The sequence below is a fragment of the Pedobacter sp. UYP24 genome (assembly GCF_054057295.1).
Map to the genome: position 1 here is coordinate 444,857 of NZ_JBSRZD010000001.1, position 23,779 is coordinate 468,635.

The 23,779-nt window shown below is 40.4% G+C and carries 24 protein-coding genes; 12 read left to right on the forward strand and 12 right to left on the reverse strand.

Annotated features, from left to right (window positions below; genetic code table 11):
• Window positions 1–35 precede the first annotated feature (35 nt).
• On the reverse strand, window positions 36–440 hold the full coding sequence (locus ACVWYN_RS02070) for a hypothetical protein (RefSeq protein ID WP_457287156.1): 405 nt from the start codon (window positions 438–440) through the stop codon (window positions 36–38).
• A 229-nt stretch (window positions 441–669) separates the two neighbouring features.
• The gene (locus tag ACVWYN_RS02075; protein ID WP_457287157.1) at window positions 670–1,620 is read right to left on the reverse strand and encodes a hypothetical protein; all 951 of its coding nucleotides are present in this window, start codon (window positions 1,618–1,620) and stop codon (window positions 670–672) included.
• Between the two features lie 249 nt (window positions 1,621–1,869).
• On the opposite strand from ACVWYN_RS02075, the gene ACVWYN_RS02080 reads away from it, so the two are divergent.
• The 6 genes from ACVWYN_RS02080 to ACVWYN_RS02105 all read left to right on the forward strand — a co-directional run bounded on the left by ACVWYN_RS02080 (window position 1,870) and on the right by ACVWYN_RS02105 (window position 5,561).
• A complete protein-coding gene (locus ACVWYN_RS02080; protein ID WP_457287158.1) occupies window positions 1,870–2,481 on the forward strand; it encodes a hypothetical protein in 612 nt (203 codons plus the stop codon).
• 137 nt (window positions 2,482–2,618) lie between these two features.
• Window positions 2,619–3,008: a hypothetical protein gene (locus ACVWYN_RS02085; protein WP_457287159.1), complete on the forward strand. Its 390-nt coding sequence runs from the start codon at window positions 2,619–2,621 to the stop codon at window positions 3,006–3,008.
• 91 nt (window positions 3,009–3,099) lie between these two features.
• Window positions 3,100–3,747 (forward strand): DUF6266 family protein, encoded by a 648-nt coding sequence (locus ACVWYN_RS02090; RefSeq protein ID WP_457287160.1) that lies wholly within the window; start codon window positions 3,100–3,102, stop codon window positions 3,745–3,747.
• Window positions 3,748–3,910: 163 nt separating this feature from the next.
• A complete protein-coding gene (locus ACVWYN_RS02095) occupies window positions 3,911–4,285 on the forward strand; it encodes a hypothetical protein (protein WP_457287161.1) in 375 nt (124 codons plus the stop codon).
• Between the two features lie 59 nt (window positions 4,286–4,344).
• Entirely contained in the window at window positions 4,345–4,812 is a 468-nt protein-coding gene (locus ACVWYN_RS02100; RefSeq protein WP_457287162.1) for a CHAP domain-containing protein, read from the forward strand.
• Window positions 4,813–4,922: 110 nt separating this feature from the next.
• The gene (locus ACVWYN_RS02105; protein ID WP_457287163.1) at window positions 4,923–5,561 is read left to right on the forward strand and encodes a DUF6266 family protein; all 639 of its coding nucleotides are present in this window, start codon (window positions 4,923–4,925) and stop codon (window positions 5,559–5,561) included.
• 125 nt (window positions 5,562–5,686) lie between these two features.
• Here the strand turns inward: ACVWYN_RS02105 and ku are convergent, their stop codons facing one another.
• Both ku and ACVWYN_RS02115 read right to left on the reverse strand, forming a co-directional pair.
• Complete coding sequence (gene ku / locus ACVWYN_RS02110) at window positions 5,687–6,463, reverse strand: non-homologous end joining protein Ku (protein ID WP_457287164.1); 777 nt, start codon at window positions 6,461–6,463, stop codon at window positions 5,687–5,689.
• A 2-nt stretch (window positions 6,464–6,465) separates the two neighbouring features.
• A complete protein-coding gene (locus ACVWYN_RS02115) occupies window positions 6,466–6,729 on the reverse strand; it encodes a hypothetical protein (RefSeq protein ID WP_457287165.1) in 264 nt (87 codons plus the stop codon).
• A gap of 122 nt (window positions 6,730–6,851) precedes the next feature.
• Between ACVWYN_RS02115 and ligD the strand changes: the two genes are divergently transcribed.
• The 5 genes from ligD to ACVWYN_RS02140 all read left to right on the forward strand — a co-directional run bounded on the left by ligD (window position 6,852) and on the right by ACVWYN_RS02140 (window position 14,041).
• Window positions 6,852–9,554, forward strand: a complete 2,703-nt coding sequence (gene ligD / locus ACVWYN_RS02120; protein ID WP_457287166.1) for a DNA ligase D — start codon at window positions 6,852–6,854, stop codon at window positions 9,552–9,554.
• Window positions 9,555–9,917: 363 nt separating this feature from the next.
• Window positions 9,918–11,273 carry a S8 family peptidase gene (locus tag ACVWYN_RS02125; protein ID WP_457287167.1) on the forward strand — a complete coding sequence of 452 codons (1,356 nt, stop codon included), beginning with the start codon at window positions 9,918–9,920 and terminating at the stop codon, window positions 11,271–11,273.
• A gap of 231 nt (window positions 11,274–11,504) precedes the next feature.
• Window positions 11,505–12,188 (forward strand): DUF4397 domain-containing protein, encoded by a 684-nt coding sequence (locus ACVWYN_RS02130; protein ID WP_457287168.1) that lies wholly within the window; start codon window positions 11,505–11,507, stop codon window positions 12,186–12,188.
• A 19-nt stretch (window positions 12,189–12,207) separates the two neighbouring features.
• On the forward strand, window positions 12,208–12,774 hold the full coding sequence (locus ACVWYN_RS02135; protein WP_457287169.1) for an RNA polymerase sigma factor: 567 nt from the start codon (window positions 12,208–12,210) through the stop codon (window positions 12,772–12,774).
• Window positions 12,764–14,041, forward strand: a complete 1,278-nt coding sequence (locus ACVWYN_RS02140; protein WP_457287170.1) for a hypothetical protein — start codon at window positions 12,764–12,766, stop codon at window positions 14,039–14,041. Before ACVWYN_RS02135 ends, ACVWYN_RS02140 begins: the two co-directional genes overlap by 11 nt.
• On the opposite strand, the gene ACVWYN_RS02145 is transcribed toward ACVWYN_RS02140, so the two are convergent.
• A complete protein-coding gene (locus ACVWYN_RS02145; protein WP_457287171.1) occupies window positions 14,042–16,192 on the reverse strand; it encodes a S9 family peptidase in 2,151 nt (716 codons plus the stop codon).
• A 78-nt stretch (window positions 16,193–16,270) separates the two neighbouring features.
• Between ACVWYN_RS02145 and ACVWYN_RS02150 the strand changes: the two genes are divergently transcribed.
• On the forward strand, window positions 16,271–16,531 hold the full coding sequence (locus tag ACVWYN_RS02150; RefSeq protein WP_457287172.1) for a hypothetical protein: 261 nt from the start codon (window positions 16,271–16,273) through the stop codon (window positions 16,529–16,531).
• Here ACVWYN_RS02150 and ACVWYN_RS02155 read toward each other — a convergent pair.
• From ACVWYN_RS02155 to ruvX, 7 genes are all read right to left on the reverse strand, one after another.
• Window positions 16,528–18,066, reverse strand: a complete 1,539-nt coding sequence (locus tag ACVWYN_RS02155; RefSeq protein WP_457287173.1) for a YifB family Mg chelatase-like AAA ATPase — start codon at window positions 18,064–18,066, stop codon at window positions 16,528–16,530. The genes ACVWYN_RS02150 and ACVWYN_RS02155 overlap by 4 nt on opposite strands.
• Window positions 18,067–18,140: 74 nt before the next feature.
• Entirely contained in the window at window positions 18,141–19,481 is a 1,341-nt protein-coding gene (gene ffh / locus ACVWYN_RS02160; protein WP_457287174.1) for a signal recognition particle protein, read from the reverse strand.
• A gap of 136 nt (window positions 19,482–19,617) precedes the next feature.
• The gene (locus ACVWYN_RS02165) at window positions 19,618–20,643 is read right to left on the reverse strand and encodes a DUF3078 domain-containing protein (RefSeq protein WP_457287175.1); all 1,026 of its coding nucleotides are present in this window, start codon (window positions 20,641–20,643) and stop codon (window positions 19,618–19,620) included.
• Window positions 20,644–20,694: 51 nt separating this feature from the next.
• The gene (locus tag ACVWYN_RS02170; protein ID WP_457287176.1) at window positions 20,695–21,447 is read right to left on the reverse strand and encodes a hypothetical protein; all 753 of its coding nucleotides are present in this window, start codon (window positions 21,445–21,447) and stop codon (window positions 20,695–20,697) included.
• A 49-nt stretch (window positions 21,448–21,496) separates the two neighbouring features.
• Window positions 21,497–22,420, reverse strand: a complete 924-nt coding sequence (locus ACVWYN_RS02175; protein ID WP_457287177.1) for a glucosaminidase domain-containing protein — start codon at window positions 22,418–22,420, stop codon at window positions 21,497–21,499.
• Window positions 22,420–23,055, reverse strand: coding sequence for an O-methyltransferase (locus tag ACVWYN_RS02180; RefSeq protein ID WP_457287178.1), 636 nt, complete (start codon window positions 23,053–23,055; stop codon window positions 22,420–22,422). The genes ACVWYN_RS02175 and ACVWYN_RS02180 overlap by 1 nt, the downstream gene beginning before the upstream one ends.
• 25 nt (window positions 23,056–23,080) lie before the next feature.
• Window positions 23,081–23,494: a Holliday junction resolvase RuvX gene (ruvX, locus tag ACVWYN_RS02185; protein WP_457287179.1), complete on the reverse strand. Its 414-nt coding sequence runs from the start codon at window positions 23,492–23,494 to the stop codon at window positions 23,081–23,083.
• Between the last annotated feature and the right edge of the window lie 285 nt (window positions 23,495–23,779).

The window sequence follows — 23,779 nt, forward strand, 5'->3', positions numbered from 1 at the left end:
GTATCGAATCATAATAGAGTTGGAAAGGATTAGGTTTAGCAGGGATCTTGGGCGTCACATTCAACTGGTATACATTCCGTTGATCCTGTTGGGAAGGGTTCGCAGCCCAGCTGAAGCCCATTTGCTGTTTTATTCGTTAATGTCGACCAACAAAAGAAAGTTATAGTGCAAGTACGAGTTATTACCCGTTGTAATTGAACGCAGGTTCCCTCTATACAGGTTAGCCCTGTTTTGCAGCCATGGCAAGCATCTCCGCTACCAGAACCGTCCTCCCCTGAGTTACCGCTGAGTGCATAGGCTTTAAGAGTTGAAAGGGATAGCGCTCCACTGTCATCCTCAGATTGAACAAACACCATGATATTCAAAATAAAAAGTCCGGCAAATAGTGCTCCTCCCAATAGCTTTTTCATTAAGGGCTTGATTTTTCTTTTATTTTCCATAATTAATTAAGTTGTTTATTTTAAAGGTAGCTCATCAAACTGCTAAAAAATTGCAGTCTAATTTTTTATCTAAAAAATTAGAAAATATACACCCACATTTTATTTGGATGCGTCAGCACATATTTTAGCCACTAAAAAGAATTTATTTTATGCTTTTTAAATGGTAAAAGAGGAGTATATGATTGCAACATGATGATCAAATGGCACGGATTGGAAGAATGTGTATTAATTACAATTGCTTCATTAACGCTTTAAGTTGTTTGCGGTAGATGCTTGAAGCATCACGACTAACTTTAACAACCGTGCCTTTAGGCAATAGTAGCGTGATCTCAAAATTCTGCTCAACTTGTACCACTTTAATGATGTTATCCCAACGCAGGATTACGGAATGATTCGGATAGATAAACTCCGGAGAGGCAGGGACTTCTTTGATGGCTAAATAAGCGGTGATTACTTCTTCGCCATTTTTGAGCACAGCAATAATGGCGCGCTCTTTTAAATAGTAGAATACAGCATCTTTTGTTAAATTAAATAATGCAGCATGGGCTTCAATTCTCTTTTCATTAAGGCGTTTTTCATTATTCCTCTTTTCGAGTTCTACCGCTTTTATTCTTAGGCCCTCAACTTTTTTCTTGATTTCATCTGCTTCAAGTTTGATTTTCTCTTTTTGTATTCTGATTTCTTCTTCCTTTCCTTTCAGCTGTTCTTGCAGGATGATGGTTTCATGTTTTTTAAATCTGAGGTAGTAATACGTATTGATCAAAGTGAGCAATACTACAGCAAGAGGTAAATAATTGGTGTACCAGCGTTGCCTCATCAGTATATTGATGTGATATTTGGTGTAGTAGTAAGGAAACATCCCTGCAGTATCAATGGCTAGTGGTAAGATGATGCAAAGCAGGATCATCCTCCATCTTCTGGATTCTGGTTTTTTAGGCCAGGGATGGCTTAGGTCTAATTTAACCGTGAAATAATATACTGTCTGTAACATCGCCAGTGCCACTAAGAAACTTATTAAAGAATCTTTATAATATCCCCAGCTTGAAAATGTATGTAAAAAACTGGTGGGCTGGCCCAGTAATACCACGAGGTTTGAACCCAGTAGGGCAGCAGCTATTCTAACCCATAATTTTTCATAGGTATACTGTTTGATGGAGAGGTTTGGTGGCGCTAACTTCATTAATATTTGGCCTGGTTGGATAATTTGGTGGTTTTTAAAAATAATGAAAAAGATGGAATTTATGGTTATGCCATTTCAGAAAGGGTTACGCTTAGGTAATATATTTTTTCAGGTGATAAAAATATACAGAAAAAACAGAAAATATGCAGTTAAAACAAAAGAATATGCAGTTAAAACAAGTTGTGCCTTGAATATTCTGTAAAAAAATTGCCCTTTCTTATTTTTGCCCCATCATTAAAACCAAGACAAATGAGAAAAAGAATATTTACGCTTACTGAAAAAAGGATCATGTTTTTAAAAGAGAAGACCACTGAATTTTTGAAATATATTCATGATGAAAACTCTGAGGAACTGGATAGGTTGCTGGCCATCCCCACCACTTTATCTCCAAGAATGAGAAGAAAGGGCCATCTGCTGTTTCAACCAAATGGCCCATCTTTTTGCGCCTACTATATTTATGAGGGGCTAGCTAAATTATATTTCATAGATCAGGTAAGCGGACTGCCCAGGATCTTACATTTTTGGGATGCAGGATCACTCATCTGTATGGACATCAATTTTTGCACCCTATTGTCTAATGGTGATTATTTTATTGAATTGGTAGAGGATGCGACGCTGGTAGGTGTTCCAAACCTACAGGTAGGTAAGCTCCCTTGTTTTTTAGACATTACTTCCAAGACCATGAACCTGATGTGTATGCAAATGCTGAAGCAAATGGATATCCTGCTGATTGAGCCAAAGGGTGATCGGCTTACAGCGTTGAACAGCAAATTTCCGGGTTTGAGGAACAGGTTGAGTGTTGATGAGATCTGTGGTTTTACGGGAATGAGTGTTTCTACGGTTGCCCGTGCAAAGAGTTGATAGTTAGCTGTTAGTACCTTTTATCGTTCATATGATGTACTAAAATCGGTCAAAAGATGTACCAAGTGATATCATATGACATTTTTTAGAACACGCGATTGAGGTAAATTTGTATCATAATCATTAAGGAAAATATTATGAATGAAAATAAACTTACGCTAGCAATAAAACTTAGGCCAGAAAACATGGGTACCATTACCATGGGGATTGGGAAATTTCGCAACAGCATAACCGGGGTTGTTAATATTTTAAGGTTTGTAGGTAACCTTAAGCACCTGACTAAAATGATCACCCTGGGCGCGGATCTGGACTGTGGTTATGAGATCAAAGACAGCAACGGCCTGGAATGGGTATTGTCTTGTAAAGTGAATGATGGTAAGGTTGGGCTTAACCTCTGGTTTCAGGGATTTGGCGCTATTGAAAAGCTGGAGAATTTGTTTGATTGGGCAGGCACTAAGGAAGAGTTTGATGATGCAATTTCTAGAATGCTAACCCGGCTGGGCCGATACAAATGGTTCGCCTGGTAGTAAAGATATAAAGAGACAGCTGATTACCATCGTCGTTAACTACAGCTTAAAAAAAAGTTACGGTCGCTTCACCCATTAAATATATAATAGTATGGGACAGTACAAAAAAGGCATCCTCGGCCATTTTAGAGGAAAAGTTGGAACCGTAATTGGTTCTATATGGAATGGTATCTATTACATGAGATCATTACCCGACACCACGAATAGCACTCCGACCCAATCACAGCTGAACGTGAGGATCAAGTTCGCAATTGCTCAGGGTTTCCTGAAAAGGATCAAAGCGCTGATCAACATTGGTTACCAGAAGTTTACTGACGGGATCTCGCCGATGAACGCCGCTACTTCTTATACCTTGAAGTATGCCATTACCGGAGTTTCTCCTAATTACACCATCGATTATAGCAAGGTTGTGGTGAGTGCCGGCGACCTGGATCAGCCTTATAATCCTGGAATGATCATGTCAACTCCCGCTGAGATAAAGTTTAACTGGGATGCACAGGTGGAAGCCCAAATGGATTATGGCAAGAACACCGACACGGTAACCTTCCTGGTTTTTTGTCCGATCCTGAACAAGTTCACCAAGGTATCCAACGTAGTGCCGCGCTCAGCGCTTACTTATACTTTAAGTGTGCCGGCTGAGTTTTCTGGTGAGTTGGTGCATGCCTGGATGGTATTGACTTCGGTTGACGGCAAAGAGGTGAGCGAAAGCTATTACATGGGGCCGCTTACCGTGCTTTAAAATCAGGTAGCGCTTTAGGGGCCTGGGGAAATGGCTTTGCCGATTATCCCCGGGGCCCTTTGGGCTACCAAATTTACCCTGGAAAACTGGTGGTCTGCCCGTAAAATGAGCAGATACACGCAAACAGGGAAGGTATAAACGTTGAATTTTAAATTGGAATTTTATGAGATTAATAAGCTTAAAACTGCCGGAAACAAAGGCAGGAATGAAAAAATTGGAGAGTTATTTATTGGGGGTGATCATTTTCCTGGTATGGTATACTGCGCCAAAGTTGCTAGCCGTTTTTGACAGCACAATTGGTGTGATTGACCAGAGTATATGGATGCTGGTATTGCTAAGCATGATCAGTTTTATGTTAACGGTTGGCACAGCATGGTGGTTGTTGAAATGGTGCTGGAAAGCATTGGGATTACCCTCAATTAATATTATGGTTTTACACTTTAAAGAACTTGAATTATGGCAGCAATTAGGATTTTACTATGCCTCCTTTTCATTATTGCTTTTGGCAGCAATAGGAGCGCTGGCAGCAGTGTTGTAGCACACTTAGCTGAACAAAATAAAAGAACGGTTTGGAACACGAAATTTCAGTATTTGAATATGAAACGGGTGATTTCGAACATGGATGGAAGGAATTTGAGTATAAGTGTTTTGGATATTGCACGAGCTCAGCTGGGGGTTAGGGAGTTTACTGGTAACAATGATGGACCAGAAGTAGAAAAGTACCTGGCCTATGTGGGGTTTAAAAAAGGAAATCCCTGGTGTGCAGCATGGGTAAGCTGGGTGTTTTATCAGGCTGGTTTTAAACAGCCCAAGACGGCATGGAGCCCGGGCTTGTTCCCCGCAGAAAGGCTGGTCAAAGATGCTTCGCCCGCAATGGTATTTGGAATCTACTTTGATCATTTAAAGCGGATTGGCCATTGCGGGCTTGTTGAAAGTGTAAGAGGAGAAATGTATACCACATTGGAAGGAAATACCAATAGTGAAGGTGGCAGGGAAGGTAATGGTGTGTTTAGAAGACTGAGGCATAAAAGGACCATTAAGGCATTGGCCGACTGGTTAAATTAAAGCAGCAGCAATAATTTGATTATTTAAAGATTGGGATTAGCAATCTAGAAGTAGCTGGGATAGCTGCTTTGAAAGTTCATTGACGTATTAGTATTAAATTTTTAACAAAAATGGCAAGATATAAAAGTGGAATAAATGGAAATTTTTCGGGCAAAGTAGGTTCTGTTGTGGGTGCTGAAAGAAGAGGTACTCCTTACATGAGAAGTGTGCCTGAAGTGATAACAGCAGCGCCGTCTGAGCGGCAAATAGATAGTCGCGCGGTGTTTGCAATGGTAATAGCCTGGCTTAAGCCCTTAAGGGAAATTATTAAGATCGGGTTTCAATCTTTTACCGGTAGCAAGACACCGATGAACGGCGCTGTTTCTTATCACCTTAGGGAGGCAATAATGGGTAGCGCCACTGGCCCACAGATAGATTTTGCCAATGCGGTATTTAGCAGGGGAGAACTATTGATCTCTATCATTAAAGAACTGATTGCGCTTGTGGATGCGATAGTGCACATTAAATGGGAAAATGCTTTGCCTTCTGCGTTTAACAAACCGGATGATAAGGCAACGTTTATTATCTACAATCCTGAAAAGGCTAAGTTTGTAACCTTTAAAGATTTTACCAATAGGGAAGTGGGTGAGGTGAATCTTAAACTTCCCAATAGCTTTGCCGGGAATACGGTGCATTGCTGGATGCAGTATGTAGACCAAACCGGAACTGCTGTAAGTACAACGGCCTATTTGGGGGAGGTTGTAGTTTAATTATAACAATGCGCTCAAATTGTGATCGCACAACACGTTATATATTTAGTGTAGAATTATTTTCTTTGTACCGAAGAAGTACAGAAGGAGTTTCAAAGCAGTTTGGAACTCCTTGTTCCTATGCCCTATGCCTTTTTCTTAGTGGCACCCAGGCTTCCCATGAGTTGCGAGTACAAATCATCCTCTGTTTCCTTACGGGGTTTAAGTTTTTTGATGGTAGGCCGCTTACCCTTAGCTTTCGCCTCAATCAATTTTAATAACTTTTCCTGGTATTCATCTTTGTATTTTGATACATCAAAGTTCTCCGCATATTGGTTCACCAGCGCTAAACCCATGTCCATTTCTTTTTTGCTGATAACTATTTTGTCTGTAATATTTAGCTCGTCCTGCTCCCTTATTTGTTGCTGGAAACGGATCCGCGTAACAACCAATGCTTTTCCGACCGGATGCACAATACATAAGCTTTCTGTGTTTCGCAGCACGAAGCGTGCAAGGCCTGCCTTCTTTGATTTTTTTAGGACTTGAAGTAAAAGCGCATAAGCCTTGTTACTTTTAGCTTCTGGTTCGGCGTAATAAGAGGTTTCATAAAACATAGGATTTACTGAGGCAATGTCTACAAAGCTTTCGATTTCAATCGTCTTCGTTTTTTCTGGTGCGGCAGCGTCAAAATCACTTTCCTCAACAATTACATAACTGTCCTCCTTGTATTTGTAGCCTTTAACTATCTTGTCATAAGGGACTTCTTTTCTTGTATTTTCATTGATTCGCTGAAACTTAATGTGCGCATGGTCCCTACCATCAAGCATATCCAAGTCAAGTGATGAGGTTTGTACTGCTGAATACAATTTCATTGGTATGCTAACTAAACCAAAACCTATGGTTCCTTTCCAAATTGATCTCATAACTATAATTCTAAGTCTTTATTAATTCCTTGAGGATGATGAGCTTCAATTTGATCTGCCAACAGATGCAATAAATACGCATCAAGTTTACCTGGGTTCTGGCAGATGTGAAGATAATTGTGGTTATCCGGCTCAAAGCTGGCAACCAATTTACCTTCCTGAAATATTTTCACTTTACAGCTTTCACCGTCCACATGTAAGTATTCACCCACTTCAAAGTAATGCGTTTGTTGGTCTGCATTTATAGTAATCGGATAGTTTTCCATGGCTGTTACTTCTTAAATTAACTAACAACATTTGCAGCAAGTAGTTTTCTATTTTATCGGATAGGCAAAGCAAAAAACTTTGTTACTGGTTAATTGTTAGTTTTTTAACAAAATTCAATGCTATGGGGCTGACTAAATACAACCAAAAACGTGATTTCAAGAAGACGAAGGAGCCGAAGGCAGGAAAATCTACTGATAAGACCAAGCTTCAATTTGTTATTCAAAAGCACGACGCTTCGCGCTTGCATTATGATTTTAGGTTGGAGATGGAGGGGGTATTGAAAAGCTGGGCGGTGCCTAAAGGGCCTTCTACTGACCCTAAAACAAAGCGGCTGGCAATGATGGTGGAAGACCATCCTTACAATTATAAAGATTTTGAAGGATTGATACCTAAAGGAGAGTATGGCGGTGGAACAGTCATTGTTTGGGATCAGGGTACTTATGAACCCATAGAAAAAATTAAGGGGAAAAAGGCTCAGGAAAAACATTTGTTGGAACAGCTGAAGCTTGGGTCAGTTAAAATCATTTTACATGGAGAAAAACTTAAGGGAGAGTTTGCGCTTGTAAAAACCCATGGTATGGGAGAAAACGGTTGGCTCTTGATTAAACATAAAGATGATTTTGCGGCAATTGCCGACATCACTAAAAAGGATAAATCGGTTATTTCAGGAAAAACTATTGCTGCAATGGAAAAAGACGGCGAAAAGGTAAATATAGAAGAAGAGATAGCAATAGATATCGAGGACGTTAGCCAAAAAGAAACTGATGTTAAGACCATATTAAAAAAGGCCTCCAAATCTAAAATCCCGACTGCGGTAAAGCCGATGAAGGCTACTTTGGTAGATCAGCCATTTGACGAGCCGGGTTGGCTGTTTGAAGTGAAATGGGATGGTTATCGCGCATTGGCATTTGCAGACAAAAAAGAGCAGGCACGGTTAATATCGCGAAATAATTTACCCTTTGAGAAATATTACCCGATTAATAACGCGATAGAGAAATTGAATATTAATGCCGTTCTGGACGGGGAATTGGTGGTGTTAAATGAAAAAGGAATAGCGGACTTTGGAGCCATGCAGAACTGGAGGAGTGAGGCAGATGGTAACCTGGTATTTTATATTTTTGATATCCTGTGGTACAAGGGGAGAAACCTGATGGATCTACCACTTTTTGAACGACAAATCATTCTGAAATCAGTTTTACCGGAGGATAATGATGTGCTCAGACAGAGTAAAGTTTTTGATGCCAGTGGGATTGATTTCTTTGCTGCTGCGGAAAGGATCGGTTTAGAAGGAATCATTGCAAAGAAGGCCGACAGTACATACACTTCAGATTTGAGGAGCAGAGAATGGCTGAAAGTAAAAGTTCAGCGCAGGCAGGAGGTAGTCATTGCTGGTTTTACGAAGAATGAAGGCAGTGCAAAATCCTTTAGCGCATTGGTTTTGGGTTTTTATAAAGGCAAGGAATTGCAATTTGCCGGTAAAGTTGGCACTGGGTTCTCAGATAAACTGCAAAAGGAATTGATGATGCAATTTAAGCCGCTCATTACTAAAGAAAGTCCTTTTAATTATGAAGTGGATATTGACAAGCCTACCCGGTTTCGGCCTAAGCGAATGGGTGCTCAACCAACCTGGTTAAAGCCTGAACTTGTGTGTGAAGTTGCTTTTGCAGAGATAACCACTGATGGCGTATTTAGGCAAGCTTCCTTTAAAGGAATGCGGGAAGACAAAAAAGCGGAAGATGTAGTTTTGGAAACGCCTGCTGATACGGAAGAAACCATTGAGCAGGAGGTAGGTGGAGTTGAATCTCCAAAGAAAGAAGGTAAGAAAACCAAGTCTGAGGGGGTATCCAAAAAAGCCGATGTCGGATTAAACCCTGTAAAAGATACAGGGCGGAAAACACTCCTAAACCCTACAGAAGATACACAGACTAAAACGGTTTGCGGGCACCTCCTCAAATTTAATCACGTAACCAAGTTATACTGGCCTGAAGATAAAATTACCAAGGGTGAGATGCTGAACTATTATTATAAAGTAGGTGAATATATGATGCCCTATTTAAAGGACCGACCTATGTCATTGAATCGGTTTCCGGGTGGTATTCACGGTCAGAGTTTTTACCAAAAAAATGTTACAGATAAAGCTCCGGATTGGGCGGAAACTTTTGATCATGTAACTGACGAGGGAAAGGTTACCAAGTATTTGGTTGCTATTGATGAGGCCAGCTTGCTGTGGATGAATTCTCTTGGCTGTATTGAAATTAATCCATGGTTTAGTCGGGTAAAAACTCCCGATAATCCAGATTATTGTGTGATCGATATTGACCCGGATAAGCATACTTACGACCAGGTTGTTGAAGCCGCCTTGATCACTAAAGATATTCTGGATACGATTGGAGTGCCTTCCTATCCAAAAACCTCCGGCTCCACTGGAATGCACATCTATATTCCCCTTGGGGGGAAATACACCTACAAACAGTCGCAATTATTTGCCAATATTATTGTTAAGCTGGTTCACCGCGAGATAAGTGACTACACTAGTTTAGAGCGCAGTATTGCGGCACGTAAAGGTAAAATGTACCTTGATTTTTTACAGAATCGTCCGGGTGCTACTATTGCTGGCCCCTATTCATTAAGACCGAAACCAGGTGCAACCGTTTCCATGCCACTTGATTGGGTGGAGGTAAAGCCAGGCTTAACGATTCAGGATTTTAATATCCATAATGCACTAGACCGTATAAAAGAAACTGGAGATTTGTTTAAAGGTGTTCTAGGTAAAGGGATTGATCTCGCAAAAGCAATTCAAAAAGCTAAAGAAGTATATGGGTAAAGTGCTCAACTACTACCCTATAAAGCAAATCTAGTGTTGCCCATCCAAGAGTCTGATAACTAATTGTTAGTACCTTTTATCGGTCATCTGAGGTACTAAAATCGTTCAAAAGATGTACCAAGTGATGTCATATGACATTTTCTAGAACAAGGGAATGAGGTAAATTTGTATCATCATATAACCTCAGTATATACCTCCAATTATTCAATTAGGACTGGGATTAGCGATCTAAAGTAGCTGTGATAGTTGCTTTAAAAGTTCCTTGACGTATTGATTTTGTATCTTTCCTATGCACACTTGTTGTCTAATTGTTAAAAAATGTGATGAATTTGCGTTACCTGCAGTATATAATTAACATTGTGCATGAATTTGAATATCAAACCTATTTTTTTAGCTACTGTTCTTGTAGCGTTGCAGCTGGTAGCTTTTTCTCAGGATAAAGCAAAACCCCCCCAGGTTCCAAACGGATGGCACCTGTTGGATCAAAATAAAGACGGATTTAACGGGATTAGCTTGAACAAAGCATATAGCGAATTACTGAGTGGAAAAACCAGCAAGACAATAACGGTTGCTGTTATTGATTCTGGAGTAGATACTTTGCATGAAGACCTTAAGTCGGTTTTGTGGAGAAATGTAAAGGAAATTGCTGGCAACGGAAAAGATGACGATAAAAATGGTTACGTAGATGACGTGTATGGCTGGAACTTTCTGGGTGGCAAAGACGGACGGAATGTTAGCAGCGATTCTGAAGAGTCGGTAAGGCTGTATTTTAAATTGAAAAGTCAGGCTGTAATTGCACCAAAAGACACCGCGCTTTGGACAAAATTACAAACCGTAATGGCACTAAAAGCGAAGACCAGTAAGATATCTTTAGATATTCCGCCAATAGATGTTCGAGGTGTGATTGTAAAGGATAACTATGCAGATTTTTCTGATAAATATTACGGGAATCCAGATGTGATGGCTGATTTCTCTTTCCATGGAACGCATTGTTCTGGTATAATTGGCGCAAAAAGAGACAATGGTATTGGTGTAGATGGGGTGGCTGATAATGTAAGAATAATGATGGTGCGTACAGTGCCCAATGGAGATGAGCATGATAAAGATATAGCTTTAGCCATCAGGTATGCGGTAGACAATGGTGCAAAAGTAATCAGCATGAGCTTTGGTAAGGGCTTTTCTCCTGAAAAGAAATGGGTAGATGAGGCAGTCCGCTATGCGGAAAAGAAAGGTGTTTTATTGGTTCACGCTGCGGGTAACGACCATAAGAATATCGATGTGGAAGATAATTTTCCTAACCAGGTTTACTTAAAGAATAGTAAACGGGCCAAGAATATGATCACTGTTGGGGCAAGTGCAGATCCAGGCTTAGGAGGCTTAACCGCATCTTTTTCTAACTACGGTAAAACTAATGTTGATGTATTTGCGCCCGGAGTAAAAATTTACTCTACCATCCCAGGTGGCAACACCTACGGCAATGCAAGTGGTACCAGTATGGCAGCACCAGTTGTTGCTGGTCTGGCGGCACTGATTTTGGAATATTACCCTAAGTTAAAACCTGCTCAGGTAAAGGATATTATTGTAAAATCTTGTGTAAAACCTGCCGCAAATGTTAAGAAGCCTGGAACCAAAGAGGAAGTTTCCCTATCAGATCTTTGTGTTTCAGGAGGTATAGTAAATGCTTATGAAGCACTTAAGCTAGCAGCTACCTATAAATAAGTCTGGGTCAAATAATCTCGAATACATATCGACGGGGGTCGCCTTTATAGGGAACCCCCGTTGATATATAATGCCGTATTAAAATCATCTGATTTAACACTGTAGCCATAATTTCTGCTGCAAATTTTAATAAATCCCCAAACAAGTGTAGCGTTTGCTTTACCAGTGTCGTTTCTAAAGGAAAGGAGTTAATGGCCATTACCCTATTGTAATATTAACACTATTTATCAGATGAAAATTAAAACACTTATTACAGCGCTTGCGCTTACAGCTACATTGGGATCTTGTATGAAGGATGACAATTTTACCCCTCAGCCTGTTGCCGGGTTAAGCATTATAAATGCCTCGCCAAATACAACAAAGTTCGATTTATATGTCGATAATGCTAAAGCCAGTTTGCCGGTAGACCTTTCTTACACGACCAAGATCGATTACCTTAATCTTTTTCCGGGTACAAGGCAACTTAGCATCCGTAAAAAGGGTGAACAAACAGTGATAAAAGCGGAAAGCTTTACGCTTGATGCTACGGTAGGCTACTCGTTGTTTGTTGCCGGACAACTTGAAAATGTTAGTTTACTGTTGTTAAAGGATGATTTAACGCTACCTGCTGTAGGAAAAGCAAGGGTAAGATTTGTTAATCTTAGTCCGGATGCTCCTGCCCTTAATTTAGCCATTGCAGGTAAAGAGACAGATTTGTTTACTAATAAATCATTTAAAGAGTATAGTACCTTTGAAACCATTGATGCAGCAGAAAAGCTGACGTTTAACTTAAAAAATAAGGAAACAGGCGCTACTGAAGCAACGCTTGCTGATGTTAAGATTGAAAGTGGTAAAATTTATACCATTTGGGTAAAGGGTCTAAAAGCCGCTACAGATGACACTAAAATTGGTTTGGCTGTTTTTCAGCACAGATAATTGATATTTTAAAACGCGGATGCTCCAACTTGAAGACCTGCTAAAGGGTTGTTTACAACATAAGAATAAGGCTAAAGAAGCGATCTATAAATCGTTTTACGGCTATCTTATGGGAGTAGTTTTGCGGTATGTTAATGATAGAAATGATGCAGAGGAGGTAGTAAACGATTGCTTTGTGAAGGTTTTTAAACACATGGCATCGTTTACTTTTCCTGAAAATAATGATGAGTTGCAAAAAGCGTTTAAAGGCTGGACGGCGAAAATCTCTTCGCGTACCGCGATTGATTTTTTAAGGACAAAAAAGACAATCATCTATGTAGACGATATAACAGAGCTTCAGCAGCCCATTACCGAAGTAAACGTCATCTCTAAATTGCATGTGCAGGATATCCTGAGCCTGCTTAATGCTTTGCCTGAAACGCAGAAAGTAATATTTAACCTTTATGAGATGGAGGGCTATTCACATGATGAAATCTCAAAAATGCTTAACATTTCCGGTAGCTCTAGCAGGGTCTATCTAACCCGGGCAAAAAATAAATTGAGAGAACTGTATTCAAAAACTTTAAAGCAATCGTATGTCAACTAAGCGTTTGAAACCATCAGACGAGCAAGGCCTAATTGCTCAAATAAAGGAAGGACTTTCCGGTTATGAGGAGGAGTATGTACCTGGCGCATGGGAAAATTTCCAAAAGAAAGAAGGAAATAAAAGGGGACTTGTTTTCTGGATGAGTGGATTAAGCGGTATTGCGGCATTGCTTTTACTGAGCATTGGCGTGTTTCTCTACGTACAGAAGGAGGACAAAATACCGGTTGATGCCATACAATCTGCCAACTCAGCAACAAAAATTGAAAAGGCAATGCCTGACAGCAAGAATAGGCCTGAGGGTAAAAAAAGCCTAAAGGTATTAGATCATTTTGTTGGGGATAATAATAGTCAAACGGCTAAGAATACTTATAGCAAGAATTCAAGGGCTAACAAGAACAGCATTCAAGAGAACGAACCGGTTAAACCATTGATCAACACGGGTAGTAGTATGGTAAACAATCAGATTGCAGTTACCAAAGTTCCGGAGATACAGAAAGATCCACTCGTTATTATCGAAAAAACACCTGCAGTTGTCCAAACAGAAAAGAAGGTAAAAGGGATTATGCTTGACGAGTTCTTAGCAAAAGAAAATGCATCAAATAATCAGGCTAAGACAAAGCCTGCCGCCATAAACAAATGGGATCTTGGAGTGGTATTAGCTCCATCTATCGGTAATTCTAAAAAACTCAATATGGGTTATGGAATGAGTATGGCCTATCACATTTCTAAAAGAGTGTCTGTAAGTTCTGGGCTTTCTTACAACGAAATGGACGCTTCAAAAGAGATTGGCACTGGTGGGCAGCACTATGACTCTCCATCCAGTTCTGCATTTGTTAGCGATAGTAAAAGTTTGGAGGCGGTAAGCACGCAGGTTACCGGAATAGACATACCGCTTGATTTTAAGTATAAACTAAGTAAACGGTTTTATGCAAATGTAGGTATTTCTGCCTTTGCCGTAATTAATCAGAAGCAAAGCAATACGTATCAACAAAGCAGGGTACAGCAAAGTACAACTGTTTCTCCATCAGGAGATGTTAGACAACAATCTTATTTGCTTACAGAAAAGATAACAGAAAGTGCTGATCCGGCTGAAGTCAGCAAAAGGAATTTGATTGGATTCTATAACTTTTCTTTTGGCTATCAACAAAAGGTTTCTAAAGATAAATTTATAGGAATAGAGCCTTTCATCAAAGTTCCTATGAAAGATTTGTCAAAAGAAAACCTGCGCTTGATGGGCACAGGTTTAAAGATCAGGTTTGATTTTTAATTATTTCGATATCCCTTCCAGCGCTAAAAGAAAGCTGTAGTTAAGTGCAACGTCTTTTAGGTAATCAAATCTGCCGGAAGCACCTCCATGTCCAAAATCCATATCTGTTTTTAACAGAAGGATATTTTTATCCGTCTTTGTGGACCTTAACTTTGCTACCCATTTAGCAGGCTCAAAATACTGCACCTGGCTGTCGTGCAGGCCTGTTGTTACCAAGAGGTTTGGATATGCTTTTTTCTCAATGTTCTCATATGGTGAATAGCTTTTCATGTAGAAGTACGCCTCTTTATTTTTAGGGTTTCCCCATTCATCAAACTCATTTGTTGTAAGCGGGATGCTTTCATCCAGCATGGTATTAACCACGTCTACAAAAGGTACCTGAGCTAATACGCCATGCCATAGATCTGGAGCCAGATTAATTACTGCGCCCATCAACAAGCCCCCGGCACTGCCACCCTGTGCATACAGGTGCCCCTTTCCTGTAAATTTCTGCTCAATTAGGAATTCTCCACAGGAGATAAAATCCGTAAATGTATTCATCTTTTTCATCAACTTCCCGTCCTCATACCAATATCGTCCCATTTCCTGACCGCCGCGTATGTGAGCCATTGCAAAGACAAAGCCCCTGTTTAATAAACTTAAGTTATTGCTGGAGAAGCCGGCATCCATTGATGCCCCGTAAGAGCCATAGCCATACAACAAAAGCGGTGCTTTACCATCCTTGTTAAGCCCTTTCTTATAAACCAGCGAGATCGGGATTTTTGTTCCATCTTTTGCGGTAGCATAAAGTCGCTCCGTAACATAATCTTCTTTTGTATATCCTCCAACTACCTCTTTTTGCTTTTTAAGAGTTTTTTCTCTGGTCTCCATGTTATAATCGTACACGGAATTTGGGGTAATCATAGAGGTGTAGCTATAGCGCAATGTCTTAGAACTGTATTCCGGGTTTCCTGTATTCATTGCAGTATAAGCAGGCTCATCAAACTGGAGGTAATGCTCGTCTGCACTGGTCAGGCTTTTAATCCGCAATTGAGTAAGTCCATTTTTACGTTCAGACAGGACAATAAAATCTTCATATTCATCCACTCCCGAAAGCAGTACGTCTTTACGGTTTGGAATTACTTCTTTCCAGTTTTCCCTACTGGGTTTATCCAATGGTGTTTCCATCAAACGGAAGTTTTGTGCATCCCAATTGGTTACAATCAAGAACTTGTCTGCCAAAGGAACAACATCATATTTAACGTCTTTAATCCTTGGTGTGAATACTTTAAAAGGGCTTTCAGGTTGATCTGCCTCAATCATACGCAGCTCATCAGACATAGTAGCTGAGGAGTAGATGAAAATGTACTTGCCTGATTTAGATTTCCCTACCCCTATATAATTGGAATGGTCTTTTTCTTCGTAAACTACCTTGTCATTTTTTGCATCTGCTCCAAGAATATGCTTTTTAATCTGTTCACTTAGCAGCGTTACTGGGTTTTTGGAGGTGTAGAAAAGCGTCTTGCTGTCTGACGCCCATACCGGATCGGCCTCCGTATTTATAATCGCATCTTTTAACACTGCACCAGTTTCCAGATTTTTTATATGAATGGTGTACTGACGGCGGGATACCTGGTCTACCCCGTAGGCTAGCAATTTATTGTCAGGACTAATGCTAAAACCTGCAGCAGCATAATAGGGGTGTCCATTTGCCATTTCATCAATATCCAGCAGCACTTCTTCTTTTGCATCAAGACTTCCTTTCTTGCGGCAATACTTATAATACTGCTTTCCGTCTTCCGTTTTTGTATAGTAGAAATAACCGTTTTTTAATACCGGAACAGACTCGTCTTTTTCTTTAATTCTTCCTTTAAGTTCTTTAAAAAGGTTTTCCTGCAAGGTTTTGGATCCGCTCAACATCGTGTCCAGATAGTTGTTTTCGGCCGTAAGATAGTTGACCACGTTAGTACTGTCTGGTCCCTTTTTAAAATAGTCTATCATCCAATAATAGTTGTCAACTACGGTATCTCCATGCAGTATACGGTTTGTAGGTTTAATTTCTGCCAGGGGAGCTTTTGCATCCGGCCATTTATAAGTTTCCATTTTATTATCTTTGTTTGTGCAGGAAATAGCTATGGTTAGCATGAAGAGCCCTAATAGGATTGTTTTCATTTCTGCGGGTTTAGCGGTTTATCAATGCAAATTAAAATTTATAGGCCATAATCTGCACATTATTAAAGAATTAAAATTATGCAACAACCTTTTGACATTCAACTAGGAGCTATCGATTATGCGGTATTCCCAGAGGGAAATGATACTTATGTAATTTTTAAAGATGGTAAAGAGTATGTATCCATACAAAAAGATACAGACCTGCAATGGATCAAGCTAGATGCCGAGACCGGAATGCCCATCTTTGAGACAGACGAAGAAGTTAACAGCATCGGCAGAGAAATACTTGCCCACGTACCTGAAGCAGAGGAAGACGAGGAGCCTGAAGAAGAAGATTAGCCGGACCAGCTATCTCTGTCCAGGCTTCTATAGTGGATGGCCTCTGCAAGATGTTCCAATGTAATGGCTTCACTACCAGCTAAATCTGCAATTGTGCGGGATACTTTTAATATCCTGTCATACGCCCTTGCAGATAAACCCAGCTTTTCCATTGCTTTTTTAATAAGCGCTTGTCCTGATGCGTCAATCTGACATATTTGTCGCACCATATTTGGGCTCATCTGTGCGTTATAATGTAGGTTTTGGTCGGCAATGAAACGTTGGTACTGAATATTCCTCGCTTCAATCACCCTGTTCCTAATCACTTCACTTCTTTCACCAGACACGACAGAGGTCAGTTCATTAAAGGCCACAGGGGTAACTTCAACATGTAGATCAATACGGTCTAGCAGTGGCCCCGATATCCGGCCAAGGTATTTTTGAACAACGCCCGGCGGACAGGTGCATTCCTTTTCAGGGTGGTTATAAAATCCGCAGGGACAGGGATTCATGGAGGCGATGAGCATAAAGCTACTGGGATAATCAACACTAAGCCGAGAACGTGATATGGTAACATGCCGGTCTTCCAGCGGTTGGCGCATTACCTCCAAAACACTTCTTTTAAATTCGGGTAATTCATCTAAAAACAGAACGCCATTATGGGCCAGGGAAATCTCGCCGGGTTGAGGGTTGGCTCCACCACCTACTAAAGCCATATCAGATATGGTATGATGGGGACTGCGGTAAGGGCGCTCAGTCATCAGTGTAGCGGCTGCGCCGAGTTTTCCGGCAACAGAGTGTATCTTGGTAGTTTCAAGGGCTTCCTGCAGACTTAAAGGCGGAAGTATCCCGGGCAATCGCTTGGCGAGCATTGTTTTTCCTGATCCCGGTGGACCGATTAATATGAGGTTATGTCCACCTGCGGCGGCAATTTCCAGCGCACGTTTAATGTTTTCCTGACCCTTTACATCAGAGAAGTCGTGGTCATAAGCGTTTACCTTTTCAAAAAACTCGTCTCTTGTTTTTACAACAACAGGTTCATGCAGTTCTGTTTTGGTAAATAGAGAGATGACGTCTTTTAAATTGCCCATGCCGTAAACTAAAAGTTCACTTACAATTGCCGCCTCTCTGGAGTTGTCTTTCGGCAGTATAAAGCCCTTAAAACCAGCGGTTCTGGCTTGTATAGCAATCGGCAAAGCGCCTTTGATGGGTTGTAGCCCACCATCAAGAGAAAGCTCCCCCATAATAAAATACTTTTCTATCTCTTCCGTATCTATTTGTCCGGATGCAGCAAGAATGGCGATGGCAATGGGCAGGTCATAAGAAGAACCTTCTTTTCTGATGTCTGCAGGGGCAAGATTAATTACTATCTTTTGGCGGGGCATCTTTAAGCCTGCCGATTGTATGGCACTTTCAATGCGCCTTAAGCTTTCTTTAATGGCATTATCAGGTAGGCCTACAATATGGTATCGGTTTCCACTTCCAATACTTACTTCTATAGTAATGGTTAAGGCATTTACGCCAAAAACGGCGCTCCCGTAAGTTTTAACAAGCATATTTAGTTGGTGAAATTATACCAGCTAAACACAATAAAATTATTGATAAAGCGGTAAAAAGAAACTAAGTTTTTTTACATTTTTCCTTGCGGCATTTTAGGCATGTTGCGCATCATCTTAGCTGCAGCAGCAGGATTTGAGAATTGCTTCATTACCTTACGCATGTCCTCAAATTGTTTAATAAGCTTGGTCACCTCTTCCACCTTGGTGCCAGATCCTTTTGCAATACGAAGACGCCTGCTTTGTTGTATGCTATCAGGGTTTTCACGCTCATATTTAGTCATGGATTGGATAACCGCCTCCACGCTTTTAAATGCATCGTCTTCAATATCAACATTCTTCATCATTTTGCTAACACCGGGAATCATGCCCATCAAGTCCTTCATGTTACCCATTTTCTTGATCTGCTGAATCTGGTTATAGAAGTCGTTAAAATCAAACTTATTCTTACGGATCTTTTTCTGTAACTCGGCGGCTTCCTTCTCATCAAACTGCAGTTGCGCGCGTTCAACAAGTGAAACCACATCACCCATCCCTAATATACGGGATGCCATACGCTCCGGATAGAACACATCAAGTGCCTCCATCTTTTCGCCGGTACCAATAAATTTAATGGGTTTGTTAACTACAGATTTGATAGACAGTGCTGCCCCACCTCTGGTATCACCATCCAGTTTGGTAAGGACTACACCGGTAAAGTCAAGCCTGTCGTTAAACACTTTGGCGGTGTTTACCGCATCCTGACCGGTCATAGCATCTACTACAAACAAAATTTCATGAGGCTTAGTCTTAGCCTTTACTTCAGAAATTTCATTCATTAAGCTTTCATCTATGGAAAGGCGACCGGCAGTATCAATGATGATTACGTTGTTGTTGTTCTTTTTACCTTCAGCTATACCTTCTAGGGCAATAGCTACAGGATCTTTAGATTCTTTATTCGCGTAAACCGGAACACCTACCTGCTCACCAAGTATTTGCAACTGATCAACTGCCGCAGGGCGATAAACGTCTCCCGCAACCAATAATGGCTTTTTTCCTTTATTTTTTAGGTGTAGCGCCAGTTTACCGGTAAAGGTTGTTTTACCCGCACCGTTTAGTCCTGCAATCAATATAATTGTAGGGTTGTTTTTCAGGTCAAGCTCAGTTACCTCACCACCCATTAAGGCGGTAAGTTCATCATTCATGATCTTGGTCAGCAGCTGACCAGGAGATACAGCAGTTAATACATTAGCTCCTAAAGCTTTTTCCTTAACATCATCAGTAAAAACTTTAGCGGTCTTATAATTTACATCTGCATCCAAAAGCGCTTTACGGATCTCTTTCATGGTCTCTGCCACGTTGATCTCTGTAATACTGCCCTGTCCTTTTAAAACTTTAAATGCGCGGTCTAGCTTGTCCTGTAAATTATCAAACATCTTCTTTAATGCTTAGTGTTAAATGTATATGCGGCAAAGTTATTAAATTTTGCGCGTAAAGCTTGGCACCATGCCATGTTTTATTGATGATTTAAGTGGTTCGAAAGAAGAATGGCCGTGTTAAAACAGATCCTTACTATCTTGGAAAGGTAAATCCGAATCCAAGCGATAAATTTTGACTGGCCTGAACTTCTGGATCAGAATCCTTATCAAACAAAGCAACAGCGTTGATCTTTACTTCCATAAATTTGTTGATTCTTGACCTTAGTGTCATATCCAAACGATGATCTATGTGTTCTAACTTTCTGTCATAAGGGATGAACATGTTATATCTTGCGTACAAGAAAACATTTTTTAAAATCTGTTTATCACGCAGCTCGCTTGTTACCTGAAAAGCTAGCTCATTTCTAAACGTTTGAGGAGGCCTCGCGCCTTGACGCCGCCTTAAGCCAAAATTACCACCATTAAATTTTGGATTAATTACTGCTGTGTCTAATAAAAAGGTTTGTTTGGCAGTTCCAGTACCAATTCTGGTAGAAAAATAAGGAACTGGTCTGTACTCAAAACCGATGGATTCTGTGAGGTATCCCGGCGCCATAAATTTTGAGATCAAGCTTTGCTGCTCAGCATTATCTTTGTCTTTAAAATAAGCGTATCCGCGGTCAAACTGTGTTTCTAAGGTAACAGAACCATAAAAGTACCAGCTTTTAGAAAACTGAAAGTTGGCTTTATTATCCCAATATATCCTATCTCGTGTCTTTTTTTGAAGCTGATCTTTGTTTTTAATCTTTCCGTATTCCAACCTAAGTTCACTGGTATAACTATAGCTTTCCTTGCTGTAAGCGGCCCTATAGTTAATAAGACCTCCAAGTGCAAGCGAGTTTACTCCCCCTGCTTTCCAGTTTTTAGAAAAGGCCCCCTGGTTTACATCAATACCAATCTGAGTGCTGGTTCTCCAATAATTTATTTTCTCAGTAAGGACAAGCGGAGCAATAGGTGTTGGCTTGTATGGGATTGCTGACATACGGGTAGGAAGCGGGCTACGTTTTAACTTGATTTCCAGCCCTTTAGTGTTAATAGGAATGGTGTCGATTTCCTGGGCCACCAGGGCCGAAGACACGAGAAGTAATAAAAATAGGCAGATATTAAAATGCTTCATCATTACAAAGAAAAACAAAAAAGTGACTTATTAAAAGTTTAATTCACCTTTTTATTAAAACTCTTTTACTTCCAGCTTCTGGAGTGGCGCTAATCTGAAGGCTGCCGGGTTGCGTTTGTAACTCGCATAGCTGTTCCTTAAGAACACAACAAACGCATAATCAGTAGCGCTAAGCACGAAATCATACGTTGGCCGGTATTGTTCCATGAAGTCTGTTGTAACAGAATCATTTAGCTGCAGAATAGTTTTTACATAATTCGGATTAAACCTAAAATCTATAAGAGATTCCTTGTAATCCCGCTCTAATATTTTTTGCAGATGCCTGGCGTTTTTACCTTCCCTGCTCAACAGGTTATATATAGCATCAATTCCTAAGCCTACCCCACCTGGACCCAAATTGAGCAAATCTTTGCCGCTCCCTCTGTCCAGTTTATATTTATAATCTTTAAGCCGTTTTTCGTAAATCTCCTTTGGTGTAAGTTTTCTTCCGTTGATAGCGACTTCCTGCAAGTTAATTCCCAATGATTTCAACTGAAAATAAATGGAAGATGTTCCTTTCAATACTACCGTATCAACAGCGTATCCTTGCAAAACAGCAAATAAAGTATCGCCTGCAATACCCTTTATTCTAAACTCGCCTTTTGTCGTGTTATAAATCCCTTCATCATTATGGGAATTATAAATATAAACTTTTGCCAGCCTGAGCTTAGAATCTTTATCCACCACAAAACCCTGCACTGTTCCGGTTTGTGCACAGAGCCGGGCAGTGAAACAAGAAGAAAGCAGCAAGAGGATAAAAAATCTCATAGGATTACAAAGCTACAAGTTAACCAAATGAGGTAAACCTACCTTAACATTATTTAACTATTATTAGCTTCTGACCAATTTTAATGCCATCTGCAGAAAGACTATTGATACTTTTAAGGTCATCGATACTGATATTGAATCTTTTAGAGATGTTATAAAGGGTGTCTCCCTGTTTCACAAAATAGGTTTTATCTGCTGGTAAAACTGTGGCAGCAGCCTCCGGGACAGTCTTAACAGGTATTGTAGTGATGATCTTAACTGGGTTTACCACTGTGGTATCAGGAACGGTAAGTATCTGTTTTGATGGTGGCGCATCTACCGGCGTAAATTTTTTGTATTCTTTTGGCATGTTGGCATTAATCTCTATGAATACCCTATCTTCTCTTTTCAGCTTCTCTGTTTCAGATTCGGGCATGTCATATTGATACAGCTTGTACTTCTCAATAATATTGATCAGCATATCCGGATATTTAGGATTGGTGGCATATCCAGCCTGCTTTAACCCAAGCGCCCAGTTCTTGTAGTCGTTTTTGTCCAGCTCAAATAAAAAGCTATACCGCTTGCGCTTTAAAAATTCTGAATGGTCTTTGTATGATTCCCGCGCATCTTTATACACCCTGAAACAATCATTAGCTTGATCGTCATCTTTAAAGTATCCTTTTCCCTTCCATTCAGAAGTACATTTAATGCCGAAGTGGTTGTTGGCAAACCTGGCCAAACTGCTGTTGCCACTACCAGATTCCAGAATGCCTTGTGCCAGAGTAATACTTGCCGGTATGCCGTAAGTATTCATTTCTTGCATGGCAACGGCCTTAAATTCTTCAATATAGGAAAGGGTAGTGCGCGATTTATAATCTGGATTGGCCTTTGTTGCCGCTTTTTCTATTTGCTTGTTATTGCGACTGTATTTTCTGCTTTTACAAGAGGATAAAATAAGGATAAAAAGGAGGAGGTAAAGTATGCTTCTGTTCATTAATTTGTTTTTTTTCTGATGATAAAAAGACCGTCCCTTACAGGAAGGATCAACTTTTCAACACGGTTATCGGCAGCAATCTTGTCGTTAAATGTGGTGATATTCCTGGTGTCTTTGTCCTGTTCATTACTCAATACCTTTCCACTCCACAGTACATTGTCGACAATAATAACACCCCCTGGCCTTACGCTTTCAAAAATCATATCGTAATAGTTGCCGTTATTCTTTTTGTCGGCATCAATAAAAACCAAATCATAAATCTTGTTCAAAGATGCAATGCTTGCTGTGGCATCTCCAATAAGATACTCAATCTTTTCGTTGTAGGCCGAAGCTGCAAAATTGTCCCTCACCATATCTTCCAGCTCCTCATTAATGTCCAGCGTGTAAATTACCCCATCATTACTTAGCCCTTCTGCCAGGCATAAAGTAGCGTAGCCGGTAAAAGTGCCGATTTCCAGTATCGTTGTGGGATTTACTATTTTGCTGATCATGCTGAGCACTCTGCCCTGATAATGCCCAGATAACATCCTCGGCATTAATACCTTAAGCTGAGTTTCCCGGTCTATTTTCTTTAACAGGTCGCTTTCGGGCTCGCAGTAGTTAAGCAGCAGCTGTTGCAGGTTTTCTTCTATCATATAGGTTTAGTGTACGCACCCTCAATTAACGGGGCTGTTCCATGAAATATTGCAGGATGATGGTTGCGGCAATGGTATCTACCCGTTCTTTATTTTGCCGGTCGTGCTTTTTTAATCCGCTTTGCATAATCGTTTGTTGCGCCAGGCGAGAGGTAAAACGCTCATCAACCCAATGCTGGGGGATTTCAGGATAAGTCTTTCTCAAAGTTTTAGCAAAACCCTTAACGTGCTGTGCAGAATCTGAAGGACTGCCATCCATTTGTTTCGGATCACCAAATACAAAGGCTACTACCGTTTCAGTTAACAGGTATTGCTTTAAATAAGCCATAATGTCTTTGGGGTGGATGGTATCCAGTCCGGTTGCAATAATCTGCAGCGGATCAGTAACCGCAATCCCAATTCTTTTTGTTCCGTAATCAAAGGCAATAATTCTGGACATATAGGAATTGATGTTTGGCTGATTTCTTTGGACCAAAGATAGCTATTTGGTGTGATTTGTTTATACCAGGTTAAGTTTTGGTAAGGGTTTGCTTCTGTGCTTGGTTGGGTCTGAATTAGGCTTTGGTTGGGCTTTGGTTGGGAAAAGGTACCTTTTACCCAACCAAACCTAACCAAGACCCAACCAAAAGGTTAACCAGTCTAGAACAAGACAGCTCTCTGTACTGATGTTGATCCTTTTACGAAAGAATGATTTTAACGGGAAATTATATTGATCAAAATTTAC